General features: G+C 48.2%; 3 protein-coding genes and 1 pseudogene. 1 reads left to right on the top strand and 3 read right to left on the bottom strand.

The window, feature by feature from the left end:
* Positions 1-104: 104 nt before the first annotated feature.
* Both JRI95_17240 and JRI95_17235 read right to left on the bottom strand, forming a co-directional pair.
* A pseudogene (locus JRI95_17240) lies at positions 105-404 on the bottom strand (cell filamentation protein Fic).
* A complete protein-coding gene (locus tag JRI95_17235) occupies positions 385-711 on the bottom strand; it encodes a hypothetical protein (GenBank protein ID MBW2063288.1) in 327 nt (108 codons plus the stop codon). Before JRI95_17235 ends, JRI95_17240 begins: the two are co-directional and overlap by 20 nt.
* Before the next feature lie 279 nt (positions 712-990).
* Here JRI95_17235 and JRI95_17230 point away from each other — a divergent pair, with 279 nt between their 5' ends.
* On the top strand, positions 991-1,341 hold the full coding sequence (locus JRI95_17230; GenBank protein ID MBW2063287.1) for an HTH domain-containing protein: 351 nt from the start codon (positions 991-993) through the stop codon (positions 1,339-1,341).
* A 193-nt stretch (positions 1,342-1,534) separates the two neighbouring features.
* Here the strand turns inward: JRI95_17230 and JRI95_17225 are convergent, their stop codons facing one another.
* The gene (locus tag JRI95_17225; GenBank protein MBW2063286.1) at positions 1,535-1,792 is read right to left on the bottom strand and encodes a DUF4143 domain-containing protein; all 258 of its coding nucleotides are present in this window, start codon (positions 1,790-1,792) and stop codon (positions 1,535-1,537) included.
* Positions 1,793-2,059: the final 267 nt, after the last annotated feature.

The following is a 2,059-nucleotide window of genomic DNA, read 5'->3' as shown; positions in this document are numbered from 1 at the left end:
CGAGCTAGGTTCCAGAACGAGCAAGGGCAGTCCAACCACAGAAATCACAAGACAAGAAAGGGAAAAATACAGGGCCAAAGTGCCCAAACAAACCCCACTTTTTCAGAGACCTCATAGAGATCCCGATGAAGTTGGAGCACGACGTTTGGAGTAAAAGGCATTTCTCTGGCATTTGCGTGAATAGTATTGAGCACATCTCGGTAACCCGCGATTTCTTGCTCCGAGCGGTTGACCGGCGTAGTTTTTTTCTCTACTAAAGCCTTGATTCGTTCAAGAGGGGCGGTGATTCCTTCTATTCGCGTAGAAGACTCGGTGCTTTGAATAATGGCTACTTGGCGAAGCGTCTCGAGAATCTGTGGCGATTGTTGCTTGAACAACGCTTCTTTACCCATATATTCTCCCAAGACTTACCTTGCCGGGCTCGTTGCCCTTGGTGAGTTCATCGAGGTATTCCTCAAAGCGTTTCTTCATCCCTGCCTGGCGGGCAGACAGGTCGCGGCAGGCAGGTACGATTTCGCCCAAGAGCCGCGGTAGCTGCAGAGCCCGTTGGCGAACGCTTAGGTCCAGCATTCGGCGACACAGCTCGAGATTGACGTTGACCAGCGGTGCGCCTGCCTGTGCGTGCCCGCACGCAGGCAGGGAGGTCGAGACCGACACCTCCTGCAACGCGGACGTCTTCCCGCTTCCCGCCGGGCCCACCATCAGGATCAGGCGGTGATAGAGCTCGCGAGCGTCGCGGCGGCAGAACTTCCAAGCAGCAGTTAATGGTTCCTTTTATGCGTTTTCTTTGGAAAAGTTAAAATCCACCCTTTTGAAAACGATACGGTCACACTTGGCAGAAAAAATTTGAAAAAATGTTGCTGGCTCATGAAAAAATATGTGTGCTATGGCATAAATTTTATTGATAAATTTGTTAATTTTCGTTTAACTGTGCAACATCTTTATACATAAACGGGTTCCCCCACTTACGGTAATGAGAGGGGGATCGTTTTGGGGAGGATAATCCAGACGCTGATCTCTTCAAAGCGTGGGAAGTCTGCTGCAGAACTGGCCTCTGAACTGGACTGTCATCCAAGGACGGTTTATAGAGATCTTGAGGCCCTGGAGATCGCTGGTTTCCCCATCTATACAGAAAGGGTGGAAGGCAAGAACCTGTGGTCATTGCTTGATACCGTCAAACATCAAATCCCCATACCATTTAGCCTGCCAGAGCTAATGGCCCTGTATTTTGGTATAGATATGCTGAGTTTAGAGAAGAAGAGACCCGCTCTGTGGGAGGCCGCATGGCGGTCTTGCCCATATGGACCTCCTTGCATCGGTTTTATGAAATCAGAGACTTAGGGGCTAAGCTGACGGCTGATAGCCGACCGCTGCCAGGACCCTCCAGGAATCTTAGATTTCTGGAGGGATACTACTTAACGGGCTACCTTTGCCCCTCGGCTACGATCCCTAAAGACGACAAAAATGGGAAAATGTTTTTCGGCCTGGAAAAAATAATTGGTGGGAATAGGGGGCAATCAGCTTTCTGATCTACTTAAGCCAAAAACAGCGCGGGTATAAATAAAACTTTGATGCCATTGATTTCCCTGAAGTCCAATAGGTTCTTAGTGGAGGTGATAGAATATTCAATTTGATTTTTATACCTTCTTATGAAAGGTAACAGGGGCTTTAAGCCAGCCCTTTGTCTATACCTAACCTCTATGGGGATGAGTTCCTGGCCTCTGGACCAAATGAGATCTATTTCTGTTCCTGTTTTACTCCTCCAGTAATACAGCCTTTGTTCAGGGCTCAGTGTTCGAGGAACTCAATATATTGTTGGAGCGTTTTATAGCTGACTCCTGTATCAGATGCTATTTCACAGAAGTTTATGGGGCTCTCAATACTTCCTGACAGGGCTATAAAAACCTTATTGAATACTGCCTCATTTCTTCTCATCCATGGCAGCTGCGTATTCCGACGCATTCCGTCCACCCATTCCGATTCAAATCGTCCACTGATTCCGATTTAATCCGACCACGGATTCCGAACCATTCCGTCCACCTCGGAGCTTTCTGGAAAC

It is taken from the genome of Deltaproteobacteria bacterium, assembly GCA_019308995.1.
Classification (GTDB): domain Bacteria; phylum Desulfobacterota; class Desulfarculia; order Adiutricales; family JAFDHD01; genus JAFDHD01.
This window is presented reverse-complemented; position numbering and strand designations above follow the sequence as displayed.